The sequence below is a fragment of the Enterobacter genomosp. S genome (assembly GCF_001631805.1).
Classification (GTDB): Bacteria; Pseudomonadota; Gammaproteobacteria; order Enterobacterales; family Enterobacteriaceae; genus Enterobacter; species Enterobacter quasihormaechei.
In genome coordinates, this window is the sequence record NZ_LVVA01000019.1 from 326,999 (window position 1) to 351,225 (window position 24,227).

A 24,227-nucleotide genomic window follows, 5' to 3' on the forward strand; every position below is an offset into this window, starting at 1 on the left:
GCGTTACGCCATCTCATTCTTCTGATGCTCGTTGCTTGTCACGTAGTACGCGATCGTAAACCTGGGCATAGACTTCGCTGAACAACATTTCGAATCCCTGCTGACGGCTGGATGCCAGCTCTTCGTAATAACTGCTGTACATGCGCCATGCCCAAGCGTCGTCCATTTCCTGGCGCTGTTCATTGCTGCGGCGATACTGGACGAAACGGCGCATCAGGCTGGCGGGAGAAAAGGCATCCAGCATGATGCGTAATGCTTCGGTTATGGCTGCCTGATTAGCCTGCTCATGGTGATGAATATTGCGCAGGCTCTCTTCAATCGCGGAAGGCGCTGCAAGATGTACCGGACTTTTATTTTCGGCAAACATCACGCTGAGTGCCGTATTGTAATCAAGGTTGAGGCGTAGCGGGTTATCTTCCAGAGGACGCAGATGCTTATCCGACAGGCTATTTTGCTGATGTTGCAGGTTGAGAAGACCTTTGATGGCTTTTTGCAGGGCGCGTCCAATTTCTTCCAGAAAGTCATCGGCCTCCTGTGAATTGCGGATGGACAGCGAACAGCCCAGTCCTCTCATTAGCGGCGAAAGAGCAAGGTGACGATGGTTCATATTCTCATGAAAAAATTCATTACCTGATTCATCGGTATTTTGTTGAGCATCGGATGCCGGCAGATCCATAAAACGATGCTCGATGCCCCCTGATTCGGTTACATCCGACATTGGCGGCGTGCTGGAGGGGGAGGTATTGTATGCTCCAGGCATATTAGTCAGTGACTCGGTCTGTAGCACCTGCAAGGGATCGGTTGAAAATGCGTGCGCGACGGTTTGGGCAATATCATGTCGTATGGACATTCCTGGATAGTGCGGCTGGCCGTCAGTTGTAAGCAGGGTATTCACCAGGTTATCGCGATGCATCACAATGGTTTCCGGGGTTGCCATCTGTTTGTCATAACTGGTGATTTCTCCCTGATGCAAAAAAGCTTTTAGCGTCAGAGATCCCAACAGGATCTCGTCGCCCTGGCGCAGACGTACCAGACCTGAGTTGACAGGCACCGGCGCCTGGTTAATAGCGATGTCTGACGAGTGGCTCTTTATGCAGAATGCGCCGTCGTGCCAGATGACGGTAAATGCCTGTTCGCTGACAGTGTTTCCACGATCCTGGACCGACCAGCGGCAGCTTTCAGCATGCCCGACGCTACCTCCATCGGTGGTGAACAGGGCCGATACCGCACGTCCACTCTCCAGCTCATTACCATTAATGACCTGTAGGGACAGGGTCGGGGAGTGTTGTTGTTTTCCTTCCTGCATTCTCTGCTCCATATGAATGTTTATTTATCCCCGGCCTTTAATCGTTATGAAGGGTTGTGCTTCCGGTTTGCCTATAAAACTTGTCCAGCCCAGGCGCGCGTTTTTCTTGTCCCCGAGCCGCATTCCTTCGGCCTGATCCGGTGCCAGACCCAGCCGGAGATCCCATGCAAGCTGGTCGCGCAGGATGAACGCAACAAACATGGATAACGGTTCAAAATTTTCACCGGAGGGAAGAAAAGAAAGAAAGCGCTCCCGTGAGAGGTTATTGATACATAAGAGAAATTTTCCGCTCCGGTCAGGTACTCGTGCCCCAAGAGTGAAGTTGCGGCCCAGCGTGGATTTCTGCCCGGAAATGCGGTGGCCTTTTTTTACCACCATACCCAGACGATTTTGTTTACCAGAGGGAATATCCATTTTGCGTAACTGCCAGCTCTGTAACGCCACGTCGGGCAAATCGAAACAGTGTGCGATGAGATTGCAGATCACTTCTGGCGAACGTCCGGGACTGGCCAGTATGCTGGCATAGGCCAGCATTTTGCAGTGATTAACAGTTAGTTTACTTCGCTCTTCCTGGCTTCCCAGGCCGAGCAGAGCGAACATGCGTTGGGAAAAAACATCTACGCCGCCATGTCGAAAACAGATGTGATAGCGATATTTACGCCAGATCTGCCAGACAAACTGCGTCCAGCGATGGCTGAACAGATCAAGAAGTTCTGCAACAGGGCTGCCTTCATGTGCGGCTTCGTAAGCCATATCTTCCAGGTAATAGCCCGGCAGGGGCGACTGGCTTCCAGTGAGTCCCAGAAATGCTGTTGTCACCACATACTGATCATTCTGATTTTTAGTCAGATGATTAACGTCACTTCCAGGAAACGCGATGCTGCTGTCAGAATGAAACAGAATCGCTTCCTGCGAGGGCTCTGTCCGCAGAGGAAAGTTGGGATCCGGAATCGATTTTTTCCTGCGCAGTATTTCTGCCAGCGTAAAGAAGTTATACCGGCGGATATTTGCTGAAGAAAACGCTTCTGGTTCGCTCAGATCAGTGGGTGCTGGCCCATTTTTTCCTGCCATTCCCAGGTCTCCTGATTTTCAGTATTAACGACGGTCAGTTCATGGAATGAATTGACGCTGGCATACAAAGAAAAGAAATGCGACAGTACCGAACCCAGCAAATACACTTCTCCTGCACAGGTAAAAGGTCGTGGATCGATCCAGAGGGTTGATGTCAGTCCGCGCACAGGTACGCCATTGAAAAGACTGTCTGCCGGATGAGTCTCCAGACGTTGAATTGCATCCAGTTTCAGCTGGGATAAACGGGCTTTTTGAGGACTTCCTGCTCCGTGGCGGTCATAAGTTCTTAAAACCTGAACCAGTGCGTTCTTATCCAGCAGTGAGAAATAGTTCAGACTGACGCTGGATATAAGCGCCCAGTGCAGCTTCCCATTCTCTACGGGGGGAAGAGGCTGTGTCGGGTGTGTCACGTTACGAAGGGATGCCACCGCTGCATTTTTCCCCGTAGCGGTATTAATGTCTCCCACGCGCAAATGTGTGGGGAGTTCCCGATTCGTGCAAAGTAGGGAAACTGAGACAGTTTCATTTTTTAGTAATGTGCTTTCCGGCTGGCTACCGTCCGCATGAACAAAAGAAAGAGAATGATCCATCCCCTTCCGGAACAGCGATGATTTTGTCCTGTGGTGGTAATAAACGACCTCATTATGCTGGCCATATTCCGCCTGGTGGTTATAACTTTCAAAGTTGGGCCAGTGGTAAATGCCTTGTGCCAGTTCAGGACGTGTGCTGACAGAAAAATCTCCCTTTGTCTTATGCGAGCCTCTGCGGGACTCTTTGCTCTGACTGTAGACATCGCAAACAGAAAAAATATCGTAAGCGTCAGGGAATCTGCGGCTGGCGCGTAGCGGATATTCACGATTGGTTTCATCAAGAGAGATGGGTTCTGCCTGATGGCTGAAGAGATTAACTGCCGGCGTACAGAACAGGCGCAGGGAATCATTACGGAGCTTGATATCCAGCGGCAAAGGACGGGAAAAACGCAACCGCAGCGTAAAAGCAGAGGCCGACAAATTAGCTGGAAGAGGCCGGAGCCCCTTGATGTCAAAAAAGAAAAAACCTTCCGGAAAACAAAAGTATTCCAGCAAGATACGATAACCGCTATAGGTATTTTTCGGCCACGGCAGAAGGGTATCCTGTTTTTCAAATCCGACAGGTACCGGCATGAAATCAGGCAAAGCGATATGCTGTTCATTGACAAGGATTTCAGCATCCAGCAGGTACTCGTTTAGCCACAGATAAAGCTGATATCGGGTATAGTTATCATCATTTCCCAGCCAAAAGCGCAGCTTGTTGAGGTCTATTTTGCTTAGATCGGCGTTCGGGTTGACTGCAAAAGTTATATCAATTACGCCATATTTATGGCTGCTATGATTTTCCACATTGCTGATGCTGACGGGCAGCAGCCATACGTCACGGCACAGGGTAAACGTACACGAAAGAGATAGATCCTGCTCTTCGTTCCCATGGGTAAAAACATTGTTAAAAGAATGGTCTTTATCCGGTGCGGACATCACCGTCTCATTCCGGGGGATCAGAATCTCTGTGGTCAGATTATGGACATCCGGCGTGTACTCTATCACCGTCATGCTGGGAACCGGACGGAGATAATTGGGCAACAGCAGATTTATGAGGCTGTAGGTGAATTCCGGGAATTCGTCCTCAATTTTTTGTCTCAGTTTTCCTGACAGAAGTGAAAAACCTTCCAGAAGGCGCTCAATGTCCGGGTCGGCCTCTTTCTCCGCGAGAAAACTGGCCAGTTGCGGCTTTTCCTTTGCCAGCATTTTGCCCAGCTGTCGAAGATAATCCAGTTCCTGCCGGAAATAACTTTCATCAAATGCCATAGCAGTCAGTCCATTTTGAAATGCTGGTGAGTACTCATAGACATGTCGAATTCCATCGCATCTCTAATACCCCCGAAGTTCACCGTAGCTACAACATGAAAACGCAAATCCAGCGGGGTGTTACTCTCTGCCATAACCGCGGATACTTCGACGGCGGAGATCCGAGGTTCATACTGCAGAATACAGTCACGGATCGTGTTCGTGATTACCTGATAAAAATCGGTGGTGGGGGTGACCGCGTCATTGAAATCAACGATACCCAAGCCAGGCGTGCCCTGACAGTTACCGTGCCGGGTATTAAGTATATTTTGCAGATTCTGGAAAATAGACTGCCTGAGCGTTGTCGCGCTGGTTTTGCGCTCCATCCCAGCATGAGCGTTACGGATACGCTCAAACAGCGTACCTGCAAATATTCCCCGGCCCGGTAACATTACGGTCATTCCTTATCCAACCGTCCGACAAGCGACAGATCAATGCTGGCACCCATGTATTTAAAATGGGGGCGTGCAGAGAGGGCCACCTGATACCAGCCTGGTTCGCCTTCCACATCATGAACCTCAATTTTGACAGCGCGGAGCGGCTTACGACTGCGAACTTCTGCCGGCGGATTTTCCTGGTCGGCAACGTACTGACGGATCCATGTGTTCAGTTCCCTTTCAAGATCGCCGCGTTCTTTCCATGAGCCAATCTGCTCACGTTGCAGAACCTTGATATAGTGCGCCAGGCGGGAGATGATAAACAGGTATGGTAACTGCGTACCCAGCCTGAAGTTTATCTCCGCAGCTTTGCCTTCCGGCGTATTAGGAAACTTTTTAGCTTTCTGCACCGAACTTGCGGAGAAAAACGCCGCGTTATCGCTGCCCTTACGCATGGTGAGGGTGATAAAGCCCTCTTCAGCAAGTTCGTATTCACGCCTATCAGTAATCAGTACTTCTGTCGGGATTTTGGACTGAATTTGTCCCATAGCTTCAAACAAATGTACCGGCAGGTCTCTTACCGCACCACCGCTCTGCGGCCCGATAATGTTCGGACACCAGCGGTACTTAGCAAAGCTGTCCGTGATGTTGCAAGCAAGCGCAAACGCACTGTTTCCCCAGAGGAAGTGTTCATGGGACTGACTTACATCCTCTCTGTAATTGAATAACTTAGTTGGGTTTTCAGTCGCGGAGTAAGGCTGGCGGAGCAGGGTTCGAACGGTAGTCAACCCCAGGTAGCGTGAATCATCGGATTCACGCAAAGAACGCCATTTTGAATAGGCCGGCCCCTCAAAAATGGCATAAAGATCCTTGATATTTGGCAGTTCTGTATATGAGTTGAGACCGAAAAACTCTGGGGATGCAGCGGAAATAAAAGGCGCATGCGCCATAGCTCCGACCGCTGTAACGTATTGCATCAGTTTCTGATGGGGCGTGGTGTTTTTGAACGCATAAGCGCCAATCACCGCCGCCACTGGCTCTCCGCCAAATTGTCCGAAACCAGAAGAATAGACATGTTTGTAGTAGCCAGACTGTGTGATTTCTGGTGCAAATTCAAAATCGTCCAGCAGTTCTTCTTCCGTTGCATGCAGTACATGGATTTTAATGTTTTCACGGAAATCGGTGCGGTCAACCAGCAGTTTCAGAGAACGCCAGAAGGATTCCACGCGCTGAAATTTATCTGAATGAACTATTTCATTCATCTGGTTGCTCATCTTTTCATCGATTTCAGTAATCATACTGTCGATGGCAAACCGGTTAATGGGTTCTTCCTGATGGTTTCCCTGCAAAATACTGGCAATAAATGCGGTTACGCCCTGTCTGGCGATATCATAGCTTTCTGATTCCGGCTGAATACGTGTCTGCGCCATGATTTGGTCCAGCAGTGAGGTAGACTCGCTGTGCTGTTTTGCATGGTCGGCAACGAGAGTTTCTTCCTGTAAAGACATACTAAATACCTCCCTGTTTAGATTTACTTGTTAACAATATCCAGTTCTTTGAGAAGCTGTTCGCGAGTTTCTTCGTTCTCCAGCAATGCCTGAAGCTGCGCGCGGAACTGCGGGATATTTCCCATCGGACCTTTAAGTGCGACCAGCGCTTCACGCAGATCCAGAAGCTTCTTCAATTCGGGCACTTGCTTTGCGATGCTGTCGGGAGAAAAATCATCCAGCGATTTCAAATCCATGTGGACACATAGCTCGTCATCAGGTGTTTCGCTGAGCCGGTTTTTGACATTAAAATTCAGATTTATTCCTGTCTCGGAAATAACCGAATTGAAATTGTTTTTGTTAACGGAGACCGCATGTCTCTCATCTAAAGATGAGTTGTCCGATTTTCCCGTGTCGCCCGTGATTAACAGGTTGAGCGGAAGTTCGATTTCGGATTGCTGACCATCCGTTTTGGGTACGTAACGGATATTAATTCTCTCTTTTGGGGCAACGCTTCCATCGTTTTTTTTGCTATTCATATGAATATAATCCTTGTGAATAATATATTGGCAAACCGAGTGGTATAATAGATTCCCATTATTTAATTGCTTCGATTAATTCATTTCAATGATAATAAATAAGAGAAAACTGCGATAACAACTCCTAATTGTTTGTTTTTCAGTAACTTATCATTGATATCTTTGGTGTGTGCACTGTTTTTTTGTGATGTCTTTCCAAAGATAGATCATTTAAAATAATTTTGCGTGATCCATATCATGTATATTACTTGGCTGTTGTTAGATACTCAAATGAATTTTAAAGGAGAGCTTTGAGTAAAGGTCATGCATTTTTTAGAGACTTGCCTTTCTCTTTTTCAATGATTTTCAGGCTGCGACGCATGGAAGGTGTGGATTCTTGCTTATGCGATGGTTTGTTTTTTATAGGTCCGATTCCCTACTATTGCGGGGCATCAAGTGAGTTATTAGTATTACTCGGGTGATACTTGTGTCTTATTTTATCAATCATACAGTGATTATGGGTGCTGGATAATATTTGTCAGGTGTTAATGAGTTGAGTGATTAATTGATACTGATGATGTGTTCTTCAGCAAATAACTGTTATTTATATGTAATCAGAATTGTAAAGGAGTTTACAAATGCCAACACCGTGCTATATCTCTATTACCGGCAAGACCCAGGGAAATATTACACAGGGCGCGTTTACTGCGGAATCTGTGGGTAATATCTACGTTCAGGGGCATGAAGATGAGATGCTGGTACAGGAATTTCAGCATACTGTCACAGTACCAACCGATCCTCAATCCGGTCAGCCTGCTGGGCAGCGCGCACATAAGCCGTTTATTTTCACCGTTGCACTGAATAAATCAGTTCCGTTGTTATATAACGCGCTGGCTTCTGGAGAAATGTTGCCAAAGACAGAACTGCACTGGTACAGAACGTCTGTTGAAGGGAAGCAGGAGCACTTCTTCACCACCCGCCTTACTGACTCCACTATTGTGGATATCGACTGCACTATGCCGCACTGCCAGGATGCGGAAAAGCGTGAATTCACCCAACTAATTAAAGTGTCTTTAGCTTATCGTAAGATCGAATGGGAGCACGTTACTGCGGGTACTTCCGGTGCTGACGACTGGCGGGCCCCGCTGGAAGCGTAATCTTTTTAGCATGAAAGGCACTTCGTTTTATGGAGTGCCTTAATATTTTGTAGGATCAGGAAGGTTGCTATGACGTCACAAGGACTGCGTTTTACGCTGGATATTGAAGGGCTCCCATCGAATATGTTCCCGGTGGTCGATTTTTGCTTGAACGAGTCGCTTTCTTCCCTTTTTCGCCTTGACGTGAGCGTATCCAGTGAATACTTCACCTCCCTGAGTCATGAGATGGTGACGGAAAAAACCGCCAGCCTGAAAATCTGGGAAGGAGAATCTCTTCTTCGCCACGTGAAAGGTATTGTTACCGGCTTCAGCCGGGGAGAGTCAGACGGTCAGCGGACCGATTACTGGCTGGAAATTCATCCCCCGTTCTGGCGCAGCGCCCTGCGGCAGAATTTTCGCAGTTTTCAGAATCAGGATATCGAAACCATTATCACCACGCTGCTGGGCGAGAATGGCGTGACCGAGTACAGCCCTCTGCTGGGAGATGCCCATCCGTCGCGTGAATTCTGTGTCCAGTATGGCGAAACGGATTATGATTTTCTGCTCCGGCTGATGTCGGAGGAGGGTATCTTTTTTTATGAAGAGTATGCTGACGATGGTGTCAGTCAGTGGCTTATTCTTGCTGATAACGTGGCATACCTCCCTGATCCTATAGAAATCCCGTATAACCCGGATAAGTCTTCCGGGACGACCACCGACCATATTGACCAGTTCAGTCACAGTTTCCAGGTTCGTCCTTCCTCTGTGGTCTCGCAGGATTACACATTTAAACGACCAAAATGGCGCGGGCGATTTGATCATGCCGGAGAAAATATCGGCTGGCAGCGTGACCAGTACGAAATCTTTGACTATCCGGGGCGTTTCAAAGATGAGCAGCACGGTCAGGAATTTGTCCGCAGGCAGGTGGCAGGTCTGCGTAACGGTGCTGAGACAGCCCTGTGCAATACAGGCTCACCGAAGTTATGGCCGGGGATGCGCTTTACGATGACGGGGCATCCGCTGGAAAGCCTGAATACCACATGGCAGGTAGTGAGCTGCGATATGCGCGGCGAACAGCCACAGGCTGTGCCGGGTTCCACGGGTGAAGGCACCACGCTCAAAAATCAGGTTCATGTGATACCGGCAGACAGAACATGGCATTCTGCGCCGCTGCCTAAACCCCGGGTGGATGGTCCTCAGTCCGCGACGGTAACGGGGCCGGAAGGCGAGGAAATTTTCTGCGATGAATACGGTCGCGTGCGGGTGAAGTTCGCCTGGGACCGTTATAACAATGCGAACCAGGACAGTTCGTGCTGGGTACGGGTGTCGCAGGCATGGGCGGGAACGGGCTTCGGCAATCTAGCCATTCCGCGAGTGGGTCAGGAAGTGATTGTCGACTTTCTCAATGGCGACCCGGACCAGCCCATTATTATGGGTCGCGCTTACCACGAGAATAACCGCTCCCCGGGACGTCTGCCGGGCACGAAAACACAGATGACCATCCGCTCGAAAACCTATAAAGGCAGCGGGTTTAATGAACTGCGGTTTGAGGATGCGACAGACAATGAGCAAGTCTATATCCATGCGCAGAAAAACATGGACACCGAGGTGCTGAACAACCGCACCACCGATGTGAAGGTGAATCATACAGAAACGATTGGTAATAACCAGAATATTACGGTGGGTGTTGGACAGACGGTTAAGGTGGGTGGGAAAAAAGAAGGGGGTCATGACCAGACGGTGACGGTGGCAAATGATCAGATAATAACAGTAGTCAATAATCAAACTACCGAAATTACAGAAGGAAATAAAAAAACTGATATAGATAAAGGAGATCAGGGGATTAATCTTCATAACGGGAAGCAAACAATAAAGGTAAAAAAAACTATCAGGGTTTCTTCGGAAGAGAAGATCGAATTTGTTTGTGGAGAGTCGAGCATTACCTTGCTGGAAAATGGAGAAATCACTATTAGTGGGAAAATAATTAAGAATACTGCGAAGGATGAATATCATGTCAATACCAAAAAATTGTCAGCTGACGGCAGCGAAGAGCAAGTGCTGACTGGTGGTATGTTGAAATTAAATCCATAAGTAGATTAATTGATTATCACATAAGAAAGACGACATGGGTAAGCACGCAGCAAGACAAACGGCTGATACAGCTGGACATGATGGCCCAATAACATCTGGTAGTCGTGATGTCTCAACAGGAGGGCTTCCATCTGCACGGATGGGGGATATATATATTTGTAAAACGCACGGACCAGGTGTAATTAGTGAAGGTTCTAAGACTGTAACAATAAATGGACTGCCTGCTGCCAGAAAAGGGGATAAAGTTGTTTGCGGTAAAAAATCATTACCTCCTACACAAGGACCAAAACCGCCTGAATATCATTATGTCACAATAGCTAAAAATACAAATGAGGATGGCTCGGTAAAAAATCCAAATGGTTCAGATAAATTCAAATTATATACTGCTTATGCAGTCTCCACATTAATGGATGAGGATGGTGATGGTCAATATGATAAGAGTAACCTAAAAGCTGGTATTATAGATTTTCAGCTAAATCATCCAATTGGAGATAGTGGGGCTAACATTGGTCTCGGAGGTACTGTCGGCAAGGCTGAAATGACGGCAGGGACAATTGCAAATGAAGATGTACACTCTAGCTCGATTGAGGCAAAGCTTGAGGGCCTTTCCGGGAATATAAGTCTCAGTTCAGGAAAAGCAGGATCTGGTGACTATGTGGAAACAAAAGCTGAAGGTAAAATCGGTTTGGCGGAAGGAAAAGGCAACTATAATCTTACACACGATCTTGACGAAGCAAGGGTTGGTGCCGCTTTTGAACTTGGGGCAGAAGCTGCTGCTGCAAAAGGGCAGCTTTCAGGTATTATAGAGTCAAAATATTTTAAAATGACAGGTTCTGTTGATGGGACTGCTGGGGCAGCAGGTTTGGGATTGGGTGGTGGGGGCTGGGTGGATTTTGATAATATCATGGTTAAACTTCAATTGTCCGGTAAAATAGCATTTGTATTAGGCGTAGGTGGTGATATTAATATTCAGCTTGGACCATTTACCGATGTTCCTATTCAAGAGCGACTTGGGTTTGTCTCTTCCAAATCGGGTATTGTGCTATCAGGTGAATCTACTGTTATTATTGGAGGGTAATATGATAAAAGTTAATTTCTTACCAGAATCTTTATTTTTATTTTATAATAATCTTATAGTTAGGTTTTTTTTAGGTATTGCCTTATATCTCCTTTCGGTATATGTAATGTTTAATCATGTTTGGAGTATAACTTCACTAAAAATAGTAAACCTACTTGGTGTTTATGCTTTTTTTCATTATACTGTTTTTTCAATTATAGATGGTGGACTTAAACGATTAGCTGCATTTCATATTAATAACAACATTGCCTATACCAACAGACAACCAATAAAATGGTATCTGTCTAATTATTTAAATATATCAAAATTCATCAAGCTTCTATTTTACTTTTTTTATGTATATGCATGTGTAATGTACCTTATATATATACCATGATTGTTAAACACCATACATTAAAGTTCAATGATTGATCTTAAATCTTAATCTTACCTGTCAGGGTAAATACATAAATTTTAAACAAACAAGCGGTGTTGTTATGAAAGAAAATGGTAAGGTCTTAAGTTTTCCAGAATTAGTAACATATAGTTTTGAATATCAGAAGGAACATTTCTGGCGATGTCGTTATACATCTTCAGAGTCAACAAGTTTATATTACAAAATATTAATCCCTCTGGGTGTTAAACCGGTTGGCGTTAAACCTGAACTAATCGCAGGGACAAATAACCTCTATGCTATTGGTTGCTACCAGACTGTTACTGGGACAAAATATCCATTTATAGAAATTGATGTGGCTTATGAGCAAGTAAACAATGACATAGATGCTAGTGAATGGGGTGAGTATATATTATCCCTTTTAGATGAAGAAATCCTCCATCGCAAGAATTATTATAGCGCTAGTGGACGGTATGCTGATTTTTTATCTAAGAGTTGTATTGATGGTAAAACCGTTATTTCAAGAGTCAGAGTATTTAAAAATTATGATTTTGAGCATAAAGGAGCCAATATGATCATAGTGAAAGCCAGCTCCAGTGAAGAAGATTATGAATTACTGGCTGAAGATCTCTATCATTGCGTGAAATTTTTTACTTTGATCAATGACTCAAAATGGCATTTAGCAGAAGAACTTAAGAGCATAAACTTGGATTTACCTGCAAGTTATTCATTTTATTATCCAGCGTCATGGTTATATTCAGAAAGATATAATAATGAAAAAATGAGTTATTATTCTCTGTCTTTGAGAGGTGAAACAAGGGTACATGGCGTTATTGATGGATATTTTTTACACTATGATGCGACAATCAATAAAGACCAAATTTGTGATTTAATTATTAGCAATATAGAAGCGGTTAGCTACAATTATATTAAAGAAACGTTTTCAAAACAAGTTGGCGAAATTTTTAATAAAAACATTACAGAACTGTGGAAAGGCGAGTTTAATGTAAAAAATTCAGAGGGGCGGGGAGGATTATTAATTATATTTGTGGGTAAAGTCCAGAGGTGTTGGTTCTTTATAATTGGCTCGCTTACCTCTAGGGAGCAAAGTTTTGCATCATGGGCAGCAGGCAAACGAGCGATAGATATTATTTTGAACTCTCTTAACAATTACGATTTAGAATATGAAGATCAGTTCTATCATGATAAGCGTTAAATTTTCGCTTTCTGCGAACAAGCAGCCCGCGGCGAATATATTCCTGAATCGGCATTTCAATATTACCCTTTTAAAATAATTGCTTGCTGGAAAATGCAATGGTTTGTGAAGTCTGAGCGGGAGTTCTTTAGCTGGTCTTTGATTATTTCTATATCAAGATCCCTATGTTGACTATTGAATGATGCCTGTTGTTCTTCACAACGAACAATCTGCGAAAGCAAATGTTTTAGCGAACGTATAGCAACACTTTCAGGGAAGTTGCTATTGGTATTTCTATACCAAGGGTATAACGTTCCAGATATTCAATATTCACTTGAATCACGCCATAGCTTTTGCCGAACCGCGTGCCGTCGGACCTGAAAATAACCTCAGCGCCATCACGTTCATGCACGTGGTAAAGTTGAGAGACTTGGACGCAACAGATTGGTAATCTCTTTAATCTGAGTAATGTCAGTAATTTGCCGGGAGATGAAATCTTGCAGAGTATTGTTGATAGTTTTCTCTCCAACGTGCTTACACTTACGCTAACTACCGATGGTTATTTGGCCACTGCCGCAACGGTATCTGAGCGCAATATTTTTCTGAGGGTGATAAAGGTGAGACTATAAACTTATAATTTCAAATCCTTATTTGCCAGACAGCGAAACAGCATATTTAATGCGATCGCCTCATGGACGGCGGGAAAATATTAAGATTTATACCTGTTCGAGGCGATACAGCAATGCTGCGGCATCATGTTTAGGCGAGTCAAATGCATCATGGTGCTGCTGGCTCATTGGCATTGTTGCATCAACCGGTTATGGCTGATCAGCGCGAAAATGCTAGCGTACCAAGGTTAGCAGCTTACCATCTTCCTTTATAGTCCAGCTTTTTCTCATTCTTCTTCCCTTTAATACAAATGTCCCTGTAACCACTCCGTCACGCGCTCAACATTTAAAACACGTAACCAATACTCCTGCGACAGCAACGTCTCTGGTAAATACTCATCATATTTTTCGAGGCACTTTTCAGCGATGCTTTCGGCAAGACGGGATTCGGAAGACAAACCTTCCAGAAGTGCGCTGGATAACGCCAGTTTAACCTCCGAGATCGTAGTTTTTTCTACTTCAACCACACCAGCAAATGAGCCCGCCTTGAAATCGCGCTGGAAAAACAATGCCGACAGCGTGTTTACGGTTTGATCGCCCAGCCAGGGAAGAGTGTAGATATGCAGCCCTGCTGAATAAAACATTCCAAAGGCAGATTATTATTGTGAAAACAGCGCCGCCCTTCATCAAACAGGTTTCTGCCCGTGGTATCGGCAAAATTGGCCTTGCGATCGCCAACGGTAATGCGATAGTCGCCCTCCCGATAAATGGTGAGCATTTCCTGGCGGACAACATCATGAATGAACATCCCTTGTCCGCCAAATAACGGCGGCTGCCCGCCCATTGTCGCCTCGACATAGATGACTTTTTTATCACTATTGTTATCGGTTTACTTCCAGCGTCGACCGCCAAAAATAATGCGTAGGTCAGGCATCAGTCGTGAATCAACGGGAATGGAGCCCAGTGTTTTATTCCCCGCCACAATACGAAACTCTTCCGGCGTGCTGAACACTGCATAAAAGGTATACTGATTCAGCTGACGTTTGCCTTCGACGCCCAGAACCAGTCCACCGCTTGATAGCTTGGTCAGAAACTGGTGCTCCCCCATATGCTTCAATAACGTTTTGAAGTCATCGATTCTGACTTTTTGAAATCGCCCTCGTTGGCATAGCTGCGACCAGATCTGATCGGCACGCAGGCCTCCCCACTGTACCACGATCGCCAGAATTTGATGGGACAGGGTGGAGGAGTGCATACGCCGGGCATCGGCGGGCTCAAACCATTTGCTTCATGAGATAAACCTGCCGGCACTGGAAGCAGGGGCGTATCACGTTGCTGAATCAGCCCAAAAGCAAAAACCCGCCTCAAGGGCGGGTTTTCTGAATAGTGGTGCCCGGACTCGGAATCGAACCAAGGACACGGGGATTTTCAATCCCCTGCTCTACCGACTGAGCTATCCGGGCAACGGGGCGCATTAAACCCGATCCGCCCTCCAACGTCAACGAAATTTATTGCTTTCGGTGCAGACTGCACACTCTCTCACCATTTCGCCGCAAACTTAAGCGAAAAAGTGCGTCCAGAGTGCGGAAAGCGGCATCGCGAGCAACAGGGCAGGGAGCATGTTCACCACTGCAAACATTTTGATGCCACAGATGCGCAGCCCTGTCGCCAGAAGCAGCAGGCCGCCGACGGCGGTAAAGTCTGCCATCATCGCGGGCGTCGTCAGCGGCAGGATCAGCGTGGCGCAGGTGGCCAGCGCCAGCTGAATCAGCAGCATTGGCACGCAAATCGCGGCGACGGCGATGCCGAGCGTGGTGGCAAAAATGGTGGCGGTGAAGAAATCGAGAAACGCTTTTGCAATCAATATGCTTGGGTCGCCCGTCATCCCTTCCTGCATCGAGCCGAAAATCCCGGTGCCGCTTGCGCAAAACAGAATAATGATGGCGACGTAGTTCTGAATAAACGACTCGTGCGAGCCGTGCTTCGCCTTACCCGGTCGGGCAATCAGGTTTTTGGCTTTGCCCACCGCGCTATTGATGCCTTTTTCCAGATAGCAAAACTCGCCAATCAGTGCGCCGAGCAGTGTAGCCAGCACCATGACGGGCAGGTTGGCGCATTTGATCACTAAAAGGATGCCGATGCCTAAGGATGCCAGGCCGAATATAGAGGGCATGGATGAACGGATACGCTCCGGCAGCCGCTGACTCAACACTGCGCCCAGTACGCCGCCCAGCAATACGGCTCCGGCGTTAATAAATGGCCCGATAACCACAGTTAACTCCTGTTATTTACTCATTGATATTGCATTATTATGGCACGTCAGGGCTGCGCGAGCCTTAGCTTTGGGTGGTTTCGTGCATACTGATTCCTTCTTGCGCGTGAAAATAAAAAGTGACATGATTGCGCGAATTTTCTCCTCCCTGTCTCACCGCTCGGTGAGGGTATTTGCGTTTATGAAAACCATGAAAATTGCCGTCAGCCATGAGCTGGTATCCAAAGTTTCTACGCACCGTGAAAAGGTGACGCTGGATAACACCGATTTCACCGATGTGGCGGCAGTCGTCATTACGGTTGTTGAAAGCTACAGCGGCATTCTCGCGTTGCTGAAGCGTACGGGCTTTCAGCTACCAGTGTTTATTTTCTCGCATGAGCCTGGAGAGGTGCCTGATGGCGTCACGGCGATTATCTCGGGTAAAGCGCAGGAGTTCCTGGAACTGGAATCCGCCGCCTGTCGGTATGAAGAGAACCTGCTGCCACCTTTTTTTGATACCCTGAGCCAGTATGTCGCAATGGGGAACAGCACCTTTGCCTGTCCGGGTCACCAGCACGGCGCGTTTTTCAAAAAACATCCCGCCGGGCGGCAGTTCTACGATTTCTTCGGTGAGAACGTGTTTCGCGCCGATATGTGCAATGCCGACGTGAAGCTCGGGGATTTGCTGATCCACGAGGGTTCTGCCAAGCACGCGCAAAAGTTCGCGGCGAAGGTGTTCAACGCGGATAAAACCTACTTCGTGCTGAACGGCACGTCGGCTGCCAATAAAGTGGTGACCAACGCGCTGCTGACCCGTGGCGATCTGGTGCTGTTCGATCGTAATAACCATAAATCCAACCATCACGGGGCGCTGCTCCAGGCCGGGGCAACCCCTGTTTATCTTGAGGCCGCGCGTAATCCGTTTGGTTTTATCGGCGGAATCGATGAACACTGCTTTGATGACGCGTACCTTCGGGACCTGATCCGCGAGGCTGCGCCGGAAAAGGCCGACGAGGCCCGCCCGTTCCGCCTGGCCGTCATCCAGCTCGGTACCTACGACGGCACGATCTACAACGCCCGTCAGGTGATCGACAAGATCGGCCACCTGTGTGACTACATTCTGTTTGACTCCGCGTGGGTGGGCTACGAGCAGTTTATCCCGATGATGGCAGAAACGTCTCCGCTCTTGCTGGAGCTTAACGAGAACGATCCGGGTATATTCGTGACCCAGTCGGTGCACAAGCAGCAGGCCGGGTTCTCGCAAACGTCGCAGATCCATAAAAAGGATAACCATATTCGCGGCCAGTCGCGTTTCTGTCCGCACAAGCGTCTTAACAATGCATTCATGCTGCATGCCTCTACCAGCCCGTTTTATCCGCTGTTTGCGGCGCTGGACGTTAACGCCAAAATCCATGAGGGCGAGAGCGGGCGACGGCTGTGGGCGGAGTGCGTCGAGCTGGGCATTGAGGCGCGCAAGGCCATCATCGCCAACTGCCATATGATCAAGCCGTTTATTCCGCCGATGGTGGCGGGGCGGCCGTGGCAGGATCACCCCACGCAGGTCATCGCCAGCGAGCGTCGCTTCTTTAGTTTTGAACCGGGTGCAAAATGGCACGGTTTTGAAGGCTATGCTCGCGAGCAGTATTTCGTCGATCCGTGCAAGCTACTGCTGACCACACCGGGCATTGATGCGGAAACAGGTCACTATACCGATTTCGGTATTCCGGCGACCATTCTCGCCCACTACCTGCGCGAAAACGGCATCGTGCCGGAGAAGTGTGACCTCAACTCCATCCTGTTTCTGCTGACGCCAGCGGAGAGCGCGGAGAAGTTAATGCAGCTGGTGGCGATGCTGGGGCAGTTCGAACAGCATATTGAAGACGACACGCCGCTCGCGGATGTGCTGCCGACCATCTTTCAGAAATACCCGGTGCGTTACCGCGACTACACGATCCGTCAGCTGTGCCAGGAGATGCACGATCTCTACGTCTGCTTTAACGTGATGGATCTCCAGAAGGCGATGTTCCGCCAGGAGAGCCTGCCCGCCGTTGTGATGAACCCGCAGGATGCCAACCAGGAGTACATTCGCGGGAACGTGGAGCTGGTGCGTATTTGTGACGCTGAAGGGCGCATTGCCGCCGAAGGCGCGCTGCCATACCCGCCGGGCGTGCTGTGCGTGGTGCCGGGCGAAGTCTGGGGCGGAGCGGTGCAGCGCTACTTCCTGGCGCTGGAAGAGGGCATCAATATGCTGCCTGGCTTCTCGCCGGAGTTGCAGGGCGTTTACAGTGAGAAAGATGCGGACGGGATTAAGCGGCTGTATGGGTACGTTATACGTTAAGCCCATCCCTGAACGTAGGCCCGGTAAGCTTGCGCCACCGGGCACAACAATTAATGCGCGATCGGCTGCGCACCGTGCGGTTCGCGAACGTGCTTGTACTTGAACAGCGCGAGGAACGCGAAGAACAGCACCAGCGAATACGCCGCGAAGATCAGCCACACGGGCTGCCAGTCGGTGATACCGTTGGTGGTGTACATCTCAACCACTTTACCGCTCACCACGCCGCCCAGAATACAGCCGAAGCCGTTAGTCATCATCAGGAACATGCCCTGCGCGCTGGCGCGGATTTCAGGCTTCACCTCTTTTTCCACAAACACCGAACCGGAGATGTTGAAGAAGTCGAAGGCGCAGCCGTAAACAATCATCGACAGCACCAGCAGCACGGTGCCGAACGCGCTCGGGTCGCCGTAGGCGAACAGGCCGAAGCGCAGCATCCACGCGGCGATGCTGATCAGCATGACGTTTTTGATGCCGTAGCGGCTCAGGAAGAACGGGATGGTCAGGATGAACAGCGTCTCGGAGATCTGCGAGATAGACATCATCACCGACGCGTGCTCAACGATAAAGCTCCCGGCAAACAGCGGATCGTTATCGAAGCTGTGCAGGAAAGTGTTACCGAACATGTTGGTGATTTGCAGCTCCGCGCCCAGCAGCATGGAGAAGATAAAGAAGATCGCCATGCGCTTGTTTTTGAACAGGGCGAAGGCGTCCAGGCCAAGCATGGTGCTCCAGCTTTGGTTTTTCTGCTGGTTAGATACCGGAATGGTTGGCAGCGTCAGGGTGAACAACGCCAGCAGTACGGAGAGCGCAGCACCAATATACAGCTGCATGTGGCTCAGCTCGAAGCCCGCGAAGCTCACGCCCCACATCGCCATGATAAAGCCGATGGTTCCCCAGATACGGATTGGCGGGAAGTCGGTGACGATATCCAGACCGGCAGATTTCAGGCGGTAGTAGGAGATGGAGTTGATCAGCCCAAGCGTTGGCATATACGCCAGCGAGTTAAGCAGGATCACCATAAACATCGCCCCCGGCGTGGTCACTTCGGCCGCCATAAACAGCGTCCCCGCACCCACCAGATGGCAAAGCATATACAGCCATTTCGCACTTAACCATTTATCCGCCACGATACCGAGCAGCGTTGGCATGAAAACAGCCGCAATACCCAGTGAGCTGTAGACGGCACCGATTGACGCACCATCAAACTTGAGCGTCACAAACATATAGGAGCCGAGTGTAGTCAGCCAGCTACCCCACAGGCAGAACTGCAGAAACGACAAGATTTTAAGCTGCAGCTTAAGGTTCATGTTACTTTCCTCACAAGTGAGCGGGAGATATGTTGTTATAGGAACATTCAGGGTTGTTATTTGATGCAATTCTATCAGCAGGCGAGGTTATGTTTTGTTACCTCCCGCAAAAAAATGCAATCCACATTAATTTGCAGTCTGGATTGTGATGCAAATAGCATTTTCGTATGGATAGGGGTGGGATGAGTGCGGCCTGAAGCCCCCTCACCCTAACCCTCTCTCCTTTGGGGAGAGGGCAGGGTGAGGGGTGGTGTTGATTTCTAGCGGCGACGATAGTTCTTCTGCGCCGTATTCACCTTATACAGATAGCGGCGGGATTCCGCAGACGGGTGGCGGGTGGTGAGGGTAGCGTACACGTCCCCCGGCGCCATGCTGTTGATGATATTCGCAGCCTGCACCTTGTCGTTCGAGAAGACGCGCAGCACGCTGCCCGCCCCGCCGTTGTAGGCGGTGATCACCGCATAGCGACGTGACGTTGGGTTATCAATTCCGCCGAGATAGACATTGTTCAGCATCGCCAGATAGGCCGTGCCGGTATCAATGTTGCTTTGCGGATCGAACAGGTAGCTGCGGCTCGGCGTGCCGGATTTCCCCTGCGAGCGGAAGACATCTTTACCGGCGCTGTGCTGCACAACCTGCATCAGCCCCAGCGCGTCGGAACGGCTCACCGCGTAGGGGTTGAATGACGATTCGGTCTGCATAATCGCCAGGATTAGCGACTCGTCCACGCCATACTTACGCGACGCCTGACGCACCATGCCCAGATATTTATGCGCACGCTTGTCGAGGTGGTTCGGCACCAGGTTAATGGTCACGCTGTAAATCACCTTCAGGCCGTTGGTGCGGCTTTTCAGGCGGGTTTGCAGCAGGTAGTCGGCGAATTTGGTGGCGCGGCCTTCCCAGCGGATCGGCTGACCGGTCTGGTCTACGACCTGCCCATACAGGAACGGCTCTTTGGAGATGGTAATGTCATCGGCATCAGAGTAGAGATCGATAGATCCCGGATCGTCGCCCATCAGCAGGGTCTTGATGATGGCCTGACGTAAATGCGCCGCAGGTTCAGTCCCCGCGATGGTTTCAACCGTAATCGTACCGTCATCGAAGTTGATGTGGCTACGGGTCTGATAGGCGTCGGTGTACTTAACGTAGTCTTTCGGTCCGGCAATCAGGACTTCGTTAAATCCCCATATATTTTCGATGTTGTGGGCAAACTGCCCCATCAAAATGTCAAAACCGTTGGTGTCCTTAACCCAGGCTTCGTTATAGCTATCGCCCTTTTTGGAAGAACAAGACACAAGCAACGGCGCAACAAGTGCTAGCGCTAAAAGTTTTTTCATCATTCCGGGAGTGCGTGTTGTGTTTGCTTAGTCGTTGCTTTCGCCGGGTGGCGCTGCGCTTACCCGGCCTACAAAACCGTAGGCCCGTGCAAGCAAAGCGCCGCCGGGCAACAGCCGCAGAGTATTATTTTTCCGGTGGCGTATAGCCTTCGATGTGGACGTCTTTGCCCTCGAACAGGAAGTTCACCATCTCCTGCTCCAGCAGCTTGCGATGCTCCGGATTCATCATGCTGAGCTTTTTCTCGTTGATCAGCATGGTCTGTTTTTTCTGCCACTGTCCCCAGGCTTCTTTGGAGATCTCGTTATAGATGCGCTTACCCAGGTCGCCCGGGTAGAGCTGGAAATCCTGGCCTTCAGCGTCGCGCTGTAGGAAAGTACAAAAAATGGTTCTGGCCATACTCATTCCTCTTTGTGTTGCCGATGCTAAACCATTGCACCAACACGTAATTGCTGTAACAGGCGCTCCACGGGAGCCGCCAGCCCGACTGATGGCGGTTGCGCTAAGTTATACCAGAGAGCGGTGCCTTCATCCATGCAGGAGGTGAACGAGGACACGGGAAGCCACATAGGCACAATATCCAGATGGAAATGGCTAAAGGTATGGCGGAACGCGTTCAGCTGCGTCAGGGTATCTGCCGCAATGCCGCGCTGTTCAAGCCATTCCCGAAGCGAGGCTTCATCTTCAAACTGTGGGAAGCAGTATAGACCACCCCACAGGCCGCTCGGCGGGCGCTGTGCGAGGAAGACATCGTCGCCGTGCTGCATCAGCAGCATATAGCCGGTGCGCTCTGGCAGCGTCTGTTTGGGTTTCTTACCCGGATACTGCGCCCATGTCTGGTTGGCATACGCCACGCAGAGGTTGTTCACCGGGCAGAGTTCGCACTTCGGTTTTGAGCGCGTGCAGACCATCGCGCCGAGATCCATCATCGCCTGGTTAAAACGCTCTACGCCTTTCGCCGGAGTGACCGCTTCAGCGATCTCCCACAGGCGTTTTTCAACGTCTTTCTTACCCGGCCAGCCGTCAACGGCGTAGCAGCGTGCGAGCACGCGCTTCACGTTGCCGTCGAGGATCGGGAAATGCTTGCCTAATGAAAGGGAGAGGATCGCGCCTGCGGTAGAACGTCCGACGCCGGGTAAGTCCGCCACCTCGTCGAAGGTTTCCGGGAATTTACCGTTGTGGCGGGTCGCGACCTGCTGCGCGGCCTTGTGCAGGTTGCGCGCACGGGCGTAATAGCCCAGCCCGGTCCACAGGTGCAGCACTTCGTCCAGCGGCGCGTTTGCCAGGTCGGTGACCGTCGGGAAGCGAGCCATAAAACGCTCGAAGTAGGGAATAACCGTGGCGACCTGCGTTTGTTGCAACATCACCTCGGAGAGCCATACTTTGTAAGGCGTTTTTTCAATTTGCCAGGGCAGGGTTTTACGCCCGTATTTGTCGTACCAGTCCAGCACCTGGGCTGAAAATTGAGAGGCTTGCATGGTCATCGATTCGCATAATCAGGGACGCAGATTGCAGCACAGCGTCAATCTGCTGTAAACCGGATCTTTCCCATGCTTGCATAGAAGCCTTAACTTTGGATAATGCCCGTTTCCCGAACACTCTCACAAGCAGACAACTCTTTTATGAAAAACGACGTCATTTCACCGGAATTTGATGAAAACGGTCGCCCGCTGCGCCGTATTCGCAGCTTTGTCCGCCGTCAGGGCCGCCTGACAAAAGGGCAGCAACACGCGCTGGACAACTACTGGCCGGTGATGGGCGTTGAGTTCAGCGAGCAGCCGCTCGACTTTACCGAGCTGTTTGGCCGCGACGCGCCCGTCACGCTTGAGATCGGGTTTGGTATGGGCACCTCGCTGGTCACTATGGCGAAAGCGTGCCCGGAACAGAACTTCCTCGGCATTGAAGTTCACTCGCCGGGCGTCGGCGCGTGCCTGGCAACGGCCCACGAAGAGGGCGTTGAGAACCTGCGCGTGATGTGTCACGACGCGGTGGAAGTGCTGCACAAAATGATTCCTGACAATTCTTTGAACATGGTTCAGCTCTTTTTCCCTGACCCATGGCATAAAGCGCGTCATAATAAACGCCGTATCGTTCAGGCACCGTTTGCCGAGCTGGTGAAAAGTAAGCTCAAGCTGGGCGGCGTTTTCCACATGGCGACCGACTGGGAACCTTATGCGGAACACATGCTGGAAGTGATGTCGTCGCTGGACGGGTATAAAAACCAGTCCGAGAGCAACGACTACGTACCGCGTCCGGATTCACGTCCGGTAACAAAATTTGAACAGCGTGGCCATCGTCTTGGTCACGGCGTATGGGACTTAATGTTCGAGAGGGTGAAATAATGGCAAAGAATCGTAGCCGTCGTCTGCGTAAAAAGATGCACATCGAAGAATTCCAGGAAGTGGGCTTCTCCGTTGCCTGGCGTTTCCCGGAAGGCACCAGCGTTGAGCAGATCGATCAGGACGTTGATGCGTTCATCAACGAGGTCATCGAGCCAAACAAGCTGGCCTTCGACGGTAGCGGCTATCTGGCGTGGGAAGGTCTGATCTGCACCCAGGAAGTGGGTAAATGCACCGAAGAACATCAGGCGCTGGTACGCAAATGGCTTGAAGACCACAAGATGGAAGATGTCCGCGTGAGCGAACTTTTCGACGTTTGGTGGGACTAATAAAGCAGGTACGGGGCCAGCATTAGCTGGCCCATTTTGTCTGAGGGAGTGTTAAAGATGCGCAAAACGTTGCTGGCTGTTGCTTTACTGGCAATCGGATCCACCGCCCATGCGGAATATAAATGTAGCGTCACCCCGCGCGATGACGTGGTGTTGAGTCCGCAAACCGTGCAGGTTAAGGGCGAGAATGGCAATCTGGTGATTACGCCGGATGGCAACGTGACCTTTAACGGCAAACCGCAAAACCTGACGGCCGCCCAGCGCGAGCAGGCGATGGACTACCAGGCCGAGCTGCGCACCGCGCTGCCGTGGATCAACAACGGCGCGCTGACCCGCGTTGAAAAGAGCCGCGTGGCGCTGGATAAAATCATCACTAAAGAGGTGGGGGAGAGCAGCAATATGCGTACCCGCCTGACCAGGCTGGATAAACAGCTGAAAGAGCAGATGAACCGTATTATCGAGACGCGCTCTGATGGCCTGACGTTCCATTATAAGGCGATCGATCAGGTGCGCGCCGACGGTCAGCAGCTGGTGAACCAGGCGATGGGTGGCATTCTCCAGGACAGCATTAACGAGATGGGCGCCCAGGCGGTGCTGAAGGGCGGCGGTAACCCGTTGCAGGGCGTACTGGGTAGCCTGGGCGGACTGCAAACCTCGATTCAGAACGAGTGGAAGAATCAGGAAGCCGATTTCCAGCAGTTCGGCAAAGACGTGTGTAAGCGCGTGGTGTCGCTGGAAGATAGCCGGAAAGCGCTGGTGGGGACGTTGAAGTAACGCTTCTGCGCGCAGGGCCCCTCACCCCGGCCCTCTCCCCAGGGGAGAGGGAGTAACCAGTTCCCTCTCCCTGTGGGAGAGGGTTAGGGTGAGGGCATCAGGCATTGCAATCGTTGCAGAATAGCCATCAGCAGCTCCTCCTCATTAGCCCTGAACTCATGATTCCAGAACCGTACGACTTCCCAGCCGTTCGCATTCAAAAACTCGGTGCGACGAGAGTCATAGGCCTCTTTATCCTGATGTTGCCCCCCGTCCAGCTCAACAATCAGCTTCGCCTTAAAGCAGGCAAAATCCACGATATACGGCCCAACCGGCATCTGTCGGCGAAACTTATACCCAAAGAAGCGGCGACCTCTGAGCAGATACCAGAGGCGTAATTCTTCGGGTGTCATTTGTTTGCGGAGTTGTTTTGATTTTTCCATCCCCACACTCTG

The 24,227-nt window shown here is 49.9% G+C and carries 23 protein-coding genes and 1 tRNA gene; 9 read left to right on the forward strand and 15 right to left on the reverse strand.

All coding sequences use genetic code 11. From position 1 onward, the window contains the following. Positions 1-13 precede the first annotated feature (13 nt). Genes tagH through tssB form a run of 6 tightly spaced genes read right to left on the reverse strand, consistent with a single transcriptional unit; the run spans position 14 to position 6,660 of the window. Positions 14-1,306, reverse strand: a complete 1,293-nt coding sequence (tagH, locus tag A3466_RS15015; RefSeq protein ID WP_063451212.1) for a type VI secretion system-associated FHA domain protein TagH — start codon at positions 1,304-1,306, stop codon at positions 14-16. Between the two features lie 24 nt (positions 1,307-1,330). Continuing rightward, positions 1,331-2,377, reverse strand: coding sequence for a type VI secretion system baseplate subunit TssG (gene tssG, locus A3466_RS15020; protein WP_063451213.1), 1,047 nt, complete (start codon positions 2,375-2,377; stop codon positions 1,331-1,333). Further along, complete coding sequence (tssF, locus tag A3466_RS15025; protein ID WP_063451214.1) at positions 2,341-4,218, reverse strand: type VI secretion system baseplate subunit TssF; 1,878 nt, start codon at positions 4,216-4,218, stop codon at positions 2,341-2,343. The genes tssG and tssF overlap by 37 nt, the downstream gene beginning before the upstream one ends. Before the next feature lie 5 nt (positions 4,219-4,223). Next, a complete protein-coding gene (gene tssE, locus A3466_RS15030) occupies positions 4,224-4,658 on the reverse strand; it encodes a type VI secretion system baseplate subunit TssE (RefSeq protein ID WP_082830944.1) in 435 nt (144 codons plus the stop codon). Beyond that, positions 4,655-6,142: a type VI secretion system contractile sheath large subunit gene (gene tssC / locus A3466_RS15035; RefSeq protein WP_063451216.1), complete on the reverse strand. Its 1,488-nt coding sequence runs from the start codon at positions 6,140-6,142 to the stop codon at positions 4,655-4,657. The genes tssE and tssC overlap by 4 nt, the downstream gene beginning before the upstream one ends. A 23-nt stretch (positions 6,143-6,165) precedes the next feature. Then, complete coding sequence (gene tssB, locus A3466_RS15040; RefSeq protein WP_063451217.1) at positions 6,166-6,660, reverse strand: type VI secretion system contractile sheath small subunit; 495 nt, start codon at positions 6,658-6,660, stop codon at positions 6,166-6,168. Positions 6,661-7,277: 617 nt separating this feature from the next. Between tssB and A3466_RS15045 the strand changes: the two genes are divergently transcribed. The 4 genes from A3466_RS15045 to A3466_RS23375 all read left to right on the forward strand — a co-directional run bounded on the left by A3466_RS15045 (position 7,278) and on the right by A3466_RS23375 (position 12,533). Next, positions 7,278-7,796 (forward strand): Hcp family type VI secretion system effector, encoded by a 519-nt coding sequence (locus A3466_RS15045; protein ID WP_063451218.1) that lies wholly within the window; start codon positions 7,278-7,280, stop codon positions 7,794-7,796. A gap of 69 nt (positions 7,797-7,865) precedes the next feature. Next, positions 7,866-9,866 (forward strand): type VI secretion system tip protein TssI/VgrG, encoded by a 2,001-nt coding sequence (gene tssI / locus A3466_RS15050; RefSeq protein ID WP_063451219.1) that lies wholly within the window; start codon positions 7,866-7,868, stop codon positions 9,864-9,866. Positions 9,867-9,900: 34 nt separating this feature from the next. Then, a complete protein-coding gene (locus A3466_RS22480) occupies positions 9,901-10,944 on the forward strand; it encodes a PAAR domain-containing protein (protein WP_074161042.1) in 1,044 nt (347 codons plus the stop codon). 476 nt (positions 10,945-11,420) lie between these two features. Continuing rightward, positions 11,421-12,533, forward strand: a complete 1,113-nt coding sequence (locus A3466_RS23375; protein WP_131797719.1) for a hypothetical protein — start codon at positions 11,421-11,423, stop codon at positions 12,531-12,533. An 889-nt stretch (positions 12,534-13,422) separates the two neighbouring features. Here A3466_RS23375 and A3466_RS23895 read toward each other — a convergent pair. Further along, positions 13,423-13,764 carry a hypothetical protein gene (locus tag A3466_RS23895; protein ID WP_245167749.1) on the reverse strand — a complete coding sequence of 114 codons (342 nt, stop codon included), beginning with the start codon at positions 13,762-13,764 and terminating at the stop codon, positions 13,423-13,425. 20 nt (positions 13,765-13,784) lie between these two features. Between A3466_RS23895 and A3466_RS23900 the strand changes: the two genes are divergently transcribed. Further along, on the forward strand, positions 13,785-13,946 hold the full coding sequence (locus tag A3466_RS23900; RefSeq protein ID WP_245167751.1) for a hypothetical protein: 162 nt from the start codon (positions 13,785-13,787) through the stop codon (positions 13,944-13,946). A gap of 63 nt (positions 13,947-14,009) precedes the next feature. Here the strand turns inward: A3466_RS23900 and A3466_RS23905 are convergent, their stop codons facing one another. The 3 genes from A3466_RS23905 to A3466_RS15075 form a co-directional block, all read right to left on the reverse strand. Then, a complete protein-coding gene (locus tag A3466_RS23905; RefSeq protein WP_239005650.1) occupies positions 14,010-14,375 on the reverse strand; it encodes a hypothetical protein in 366 nt (121 codons plus the stop codon). 132 nt (positions 14,376-14,507) lie between these two features. After that, positions 14,508-14,583, reverse strand: a tRNA-Phe gene (locus A3466_RS15070). A 95-nt stretch (positions 14,584-14,678) separates the two neighbouring features. Continuing rightward, positions 14,679-15,392 carry a DUF554 domain-containing protein gene (locus A3466_RS15075; protein ID WP_063451222.1) on the reverse strand — a complete coding sequence of 238 codons (714 nt, stop codon included), beginning with the start codon at positions 15,390-15,392 and terminating at the stop codon, positions 14,679-14,681. A 181-nt stretch (positions 15,393-15,573) separates the two neighbouring features. Between A3466_RS15075 and A3466_RS15080 the strand changes: the two genes are divergently transcribed. Further along, positions 15,574-17,709: an ornithine decarboxylase gene (locus A3466_RS15080; protein ID WP_063451246.1), complete on the forward strand. Its 2,136-nt coding sequence runs from the start codon at positions 15,574-15,576 to the stop codon at positions 17,707-17,709. Between the two features lie 50 nt (positions 17,710-17,759). Here A3466_RS15080 and A3466_RS15085 read toward each other — a convergent pair whose 3' ends face one another. The 4 genes from A3466_RS15085 to mutY form a co-directional block, all read right to left on the reverse strand. Next, positions 17,760-19,016: a nucleoside permease gene (locus A3466_RS15085; RefSeq protein WP_063451223.1), complete on the reverse strand. Its 1,257-nt coding sequence runs from the start codon at positions 19,014-19,016 to the stop codon at positions 17,760-17,762. A 260-nt stretch (positions 19,017-19,276) separates the two neighbouring features. Beyond that, positions 19,277-20,353 (reverse strand): membrane-bound lytic murein transglycosylase MltC, encoded by a 1,077-nt coding sequence (gene mltC / locus A3466_RS15090; protein ID WP_063451224.1) that lies wholly within the window; start codon positions 20,351-20,353, stop codon positions 19,277-19,279. A gap of 124 nt (positions 20,354-20,477) precedes the next feature. After that, positions 20,478-20,750, reverse strand: a complete 273-nt coding sequence (locus tag A3466_RS15095) for an oxidative damage protection protein (protein WP_003862425.1) — start codon at positions 20,748-20,750, stop codon at positions 20,478-20,480. Positions 20,751-20,776: 26 nt separating this feature from the next. Then, positions 20,777-21,829, reverse strand: coding sequence for an A/G-specific adenine glycosylase (mutY, locus tag A3466_RS15100; RefSeq protein WP_120286597.1), 1,053 nt, complete (start codon positions 21,827-21,829; stop codon positions 20,777-20,779). A 144-nt stretch (positions 21,830-21,973) separates the two neighbouring features. Here mutY and trmB point away from each other — a divergent pair, with 144 nt between their 5' ends. Genes trmB through A3466_RS15115 form a run of 3 tightly spaced genes read left to right on the forward strand, consistent with a single transcriptional unit; the run spans position 21,974 to position 23,793 of the window. Beyond that, the gene (gene trmB / locus A3466_RS15105) at positions 21,974-22,693 is read left to right on the forward strand and encodes a tRNA (guanosine(46)-N7)-methyltransferase TrmB (RefSeq protein ID WP_063451226.1); all 720 of its coding nucleotides are present in this window, start codon (positions 21,974-21,976) and stop codon (positions 22,691-22,693) included. Beyond that, positions 22,693-23,019 (forward strand): YggL family protein, encoded by a 327-nt coding sequence (locus A3466_RS15110; protein ID WP_006178455.1) that lies wholly within the window; start codon positions 22,693-22,695, stop codon positions 23,017-23,019. The genes trmB and A3466_RS15110 overlap by 1 nt, the downstream gene beginning before the upstream one ends. Positions 23,020-23,076: 57 nt before the next feature. Beyond that, positions 23,077-23,793, forward strand: a complete 717-nt coding sequence (locus tag A3466_RS15115) for a DUF2884 domain-containing protein (protein ID WP_063451227.1) — start codon at positions 23,077-23,079, stop codon at positions 23,791-23,793. Between the two features lie 83 nt (positions 23,794-23,876). Here A3466_RS15115 and A3466_RS15120 read toward each other — a convergent pair whose 3' ends face one another. Then, on the reverse strand, positions 23,877-24,215 hold the full coding sequence (locus A3466_RS15120; RefSeq protein WP_063451228.1) for an endonuclease domain-containing protein: 339 nt from the start codon (positions 24,213-24,215) through the stop codon (positions 23,877-23,879). Between the last annotated feature and the right edge of the window lie 12 nt (positions 24,216-24,227).

Coding starts and splice junctions, on each gene's coding strand:
- tagH (WP_063451212.1), bottom strand. CDS start 1,306: ATGCAGGAAGGAAAACAACAACACTCCCCGACCCTGTCCCTACAGGTC.
- tssG (WP_063451213.1), bottom strand. CDS start 2,377: ATGGCAGGAAAAAATGGGCCAGCACCCACTGATCTGAGCGAACCAGAA.
- tssF (WP_063451214.1), bottom strand. CDS start 4,218: ATGGCATTTGATGAAAGTTATTTCCGGCAGGAACTGGATTATCTTCGA.
- tssE (WP_082830944.1), bottom strand. CDS start 4,658: ATGACCGTAATGTTACCGGGCCGGGGAATATTTGCAGGTACGCTGTTT.
- tssC (WP_063451216.1), bottom strand. CDS start 6,142: ATGTCTTTACAGGAAGAAACTCTCGTTGCCGACCATGCAAAACAGCAC.
- tssB (WP_063451217.1), bottom strand. CDS start 6,660: ATGAATAGCAAAAAAAACGATGGAAGCGTTGCCCCAAAAGAGAGAATT.
- A3466_RS15045 (WP_063451218.1), top strand. CDS start 7,278: ATGCCAACACCGTGCTATATCTCTATTACCGGCAAGACCCAGGGAAAT.
- tssI (WP_063451219.1), top strand. CDS start 7,866: ATGACGTCACAAGGACTGCGTTTTACGCTGGATATTGAAGGGCTCCCA.
- A3466_RS22480 (WP_074161042.1), top strand. CDS start 9,901: ATGGGTAAGCACGCAGCAAGACAAACGGCTGATACAGCTGGACATGAT.
- A3466_RS23375 (WP_131797719.1), top strand. CDS start 11,421: ATGAAAGAAAATGGTAAGGTCTTAAGTTTTCCAGAATTAGTAACATAT.
- A3466_RS23895 (WP_245167749.1), bottom strand. CDS start 13,764: ATGTTTTATTCAGCAGGGCTGCATATCTACACTCTTCCCTGGCTGGGC.
- A3466_RS23905 (WP_239005650.1), bottom strand. CDS start 14,375: ATGCACTCCTCCACCCTGTCCCATCAAATTCTGGCGATCGTGGTACAG.
- A3466_RS15080 (WP_063451246.1), top strand. CDS start 15,574: ATGAAAACCATGAAAATTGCCGTCAGCCATGAGCTGGTATCCAAAGTT.
- A3466_RS15085 (WP_063451223.1), bottom strand. CDS start 19,016: ATGAACCTTAAGCTGCAGCTTAAAATCTTGTCGTTTCTGCAGTTCTGC.
- mltC (WP_063451224.1), bottom strand. CDS start 20,353: ATGAAAAAACTTTTAGCGCTAGCACTTGTTGCGCCGTTGCTTGTGTCT.
- A3466_RS15095 (WP_003862425.1), bottom strand. CDS start 20,750: ATGGCCAGAACCATTTTTTGTACTTTCCTACAGCGCGACGCTGAAGGC.
- mutY (WP_120286597.1), bottom strand. CDS start 21,829: ATGCAAGCCTCTCAATTTTCAGCCCAGGTGCTGGACTGGTACGACAAA.
- trmB (WP_063451226.1), top strand. CDS start 21,974: ATGAAAAACGACGTCATTTCACCGGAATTTGATGAAAACGGTCGCCCG.
- A3466_RS15110 (WP_006178455.1), top strand. CDS start 22,693: ATGGCAAAGAATCGTAGCCGTCGTCTGCGTAAAAAGATGCACATCGAA.
- A3466_RS15115 (WP_063451227.1), top strand. CDS start 23,077: ATGCGCAAAACGTTGCTGGCTGTTGCTTTACTGGCAATCGGATCCACC.
- A3466_RS15120 (WP_063451228.1), bottom strand. CDS start 24,215: ATGGAAAAATCAAAACAACTCCGCAAACAAATGACACCCGAAGAATTA.